3 protein-coding genes are annotated in these 2,866 nt (G+C 63.5%); all 3 read left to right on the top strand.

Going from position 1 to position 2,866, the window contains the following annotated elements:
• A partial coding sequence (locus GIW04_RS29540) for a DUF6124 family protein (RefSeq protein WP_236479516.1) occupies positions 1-169 on the top strand: 169 nt, incomplete at its 5' end.
• A gap of 189 nt (positions 170-358) precedes the next feature.
• Complete coding sequence (locus tag GIW04_RS29530) at positions 359-1,600, top strand: exonuclease SbcCD subunit D C-terminal domain-containing protein (RefSeq protein WP_003190789.1); 1,242 nt, start codon at positions 359-361, stop codon at positions 1,598-1,600.
• On the top strand, positions 1,597-2,866 hold a 1,270-nt coding region (locus tag GIW04_RS29525; protein WP_236479515.1), incomplete at its 3' end, for an AAA family ATPase. The genes GIW04_RS29530 and GIW04_RS29525, both read left to right, overlap by 4 nt.

The raw sequence follows: 2,866 nt of genomic DNA, 5'->3' as shown, positions 1-2,866 counted from the left end.
CTCCTCGCTACTGCGCTGCGCCGCCACCACCGCCACCGAAACCGCCGAGGGCCTCAAAGGCACCCGGCGCGACATGGCCTGTTCCACCGCTCACCTGATCGACATGGCCCGCACCCTCGCCGACCGCGCGCTGGATTGCCTGCAACCCAACCCCACTAACGCCCCATAACCCCTGTGTAGGAGCGAGCTTGCTCGCGAAAAACTCACGGGCGCCGCGTTTATCCAGGAAGCCCGCGTTATCGTTGACGTTTTTCGCGAGCAAGCTCGCTCCTACAAATAACCATCGCGTCGGCCATGAGTCCGCGTGCACTTTTACAGGTAAACTCCCCTCCTTTTCATCTTCTCCACGGAGTTCGCCTTGCGTCTGTTTCATACCTCCGACTGGCACCTCGGGCAAAACCTCCACGGCCAGGAACGCGACTTCGAACACGCCTGTTTCCTTGAATGGCTGCTGGGCCAACTCAAGGCCCAGCGCCCGGATGTGCTGTTGATCGCCGGCGATATCTTCGACACGGTCAACCCGCCGCTCAAGGCCCAGGAGCGCCTGTATGACTTCATCATCAGCGCCCACGAACAGCAACCGACACTGACCATTGTGATGATTGCCGGCAACCATGACTCCGGCTCGCGCATCGAACTGCCGGCCCCGCTGATGCGCCGCCTGCGCACCCATGCACTGGGCCGGGTGTTATGGCTGGACGACGGGCAACTAGATGCCGACCGCCTGCTGATCCCGCTGCCCAATGCCAAAGGCAAGATCGCCGCCTGGTGCCTGGCACTGCCCTTCCTGCGCCCGGCGGAAGTCACCGGCGCACAGCTGGGCGATGATTACCTGCGCGGCATCGGTCAAGTGCATGAATGGCTGATCGCGGCCGCCAATGCCAAGCGCAACAAAGGCCAAGCGTTGATAGCCATCAGCCATGCGCACATGGCCGGTGGGTCGGTATCCGAAGACTCCGAACGCAGCCTGATCATCGGCAATGCCGAGGCACTGCCTGCCACACTGTTCGACCGAAGCGTGGCGTATGTGGCCCTCGGCCATTTGCACAAGCCGCAAAAGGTCAATGGCGAGGAGCGCATTCGCTACAGCGGCTCGCCAATCCCCCTGTCGTTCTCCGAAATCGGCTACAAGCACCAGATTCTCGACGTGACGTTCCAGGGCGAAAGGTTGGTGGGCTGCGAACCGATCCTGATTCCCCGCTCCGTCAACTTGCAACGCCTGGAAGCCGCGCCCCTGGCCGATATCCTCAAGCAACTCGGTGAACTGCCCGACATCGACCTGCTCGCCGAAACCCAGCGCCACCCTTGGCTGGAAGTGCGCGTGCGCCTCGACGAGCCGCAACCAGACCTGCGTCAACAGATCGAAACCGCGTTGCAAGGCAAGGCCGTGCGCCTGGTGCGTATCGCCGCCGAATATGCCGGCACACGCGGCAGCGCAGAGGCAGGCGATGCGCAACTGATCGAACTCGACCAGCTCACGCCCCAGGAACTGTTCAGCCGCGCCTGGCAGGACAGCTACGGCAGTGAAGTGGATGAACAGACCTTGAAGGACTTCGCCGTGCTGCTCCAGGAAGTGCAACAGGAGGGCGAACAGCCATGAAGATTCTCGCCATCCGCTTGAAAAACCTCGCCTCCCTGGCGGGCCCGTTCGAAATCGACTTTACCGCCGAGCCGCTGGCCAGTGCGGGCCTGTTCGCCATCACCGGGCCAACTGGCGCGGGTAAAAGCACCCTGCTCGATGCGTTGTGCCTGGCGCTGTTTGGCGCGGTGCCGCGCCTGGGTGACACCGGCCAGGCCAAGATGCCGGATGCCGACACGGATATTTCCATCGGCGACCCGCGCACCCTGATTCGACGCGGCACCGGTGGTGGCTATGCCGAGGTGGATTTTGTCGGTGTCAGTGGCCGTCGCTACCGTGCGCGCTGGGAAGCCAACCGTGCCCGCGACAAAGCCAGCGGCAAGCTGCAGAACAGCCGGCAAAGCCTGATCGACCTGGACAGCGACCAACTGCTGGCCAGCCAGAAAACCGAGTACAAGACCCAACTGGAATTGGCCCTGGGCCTGAACTTCGAGCAGTTCACCCGTGCGGTGCTGCTGGCGCAAAGCGAGTTCAGCGCCTTCCTCAAGGCCAATGACAATGAGCGCAGCGAACTGCTGGAAAAGCTCACCGATACCGCGCTGTACACCCAGCTGGGCCGCCGTGCGTTCGACAAGGCCAAAGAGGCCAAGGACGCCCACAAACAGCTGCAGGACCAAGCCACCGGCGTGGTGCCCCTGGCCCCCGAAGCCCGCGCCGAGCTGGACCAAGAGTTGGCCGAGGCCCAGCAACAGCTCAAGACCCAGCAAGCCCAGCTCAAGCAGTTGGAGTTGCAGCACACCTGGCTCAAGGAGCTGCGTGAATGGCAGGAGCGCCATCAACACGCAGTGGAGCAACTGCAACGCGACGAACAGACCTGGGCCAGCCAAGGCCAGCAACGCCAGGACCTGAGCCTGCTGGAGCAGTTGGCACCGCAACGCCATCACTTCCTGCGCCAGGCAGAACTTGGCACCTTGCTGACGCCGCTGGCGGCACAAATTGCCCAGCACCTGGAGCAACAAACCGCCCTGCACTCCCGCCAGGAACAGGCGCAACACCAGCAAGTGGCCGCCCAGGCAGCACTGGCCGAGGCCCTGAAACACCAGGCCGACGCCGCCCCCCTGCTGCGCCAGGCCATCGAGGAGCAAAACACCCTCGCCCACGTGAGCCGCGAACTGGCCAAGCGCAACGAGGAAAAACACCAGCACGAAAGCGCCTGTACCGAAGGCCAGGCCCTGCTCGACGGCTTGCAACACACGCAGGCCCAAGTCACCGAGCGCCTGCAGCGCC

The organism is Pseudomonas sp. PA-4-8C (genome assembly GCF_021606625.1).
Lineage (GTDB): Bacteria > Pseudomonadota > Gammaproteobacteria > Pseudomonadales > Pseudomonadaceae > Aquipseudomonas > Aquipseudomonas lactis.
The sequence above is the reverse complement of the archived record's forward strand: the minus strand, read 5'-3'. Positions and strand labels throughout refer to the sequence as shown.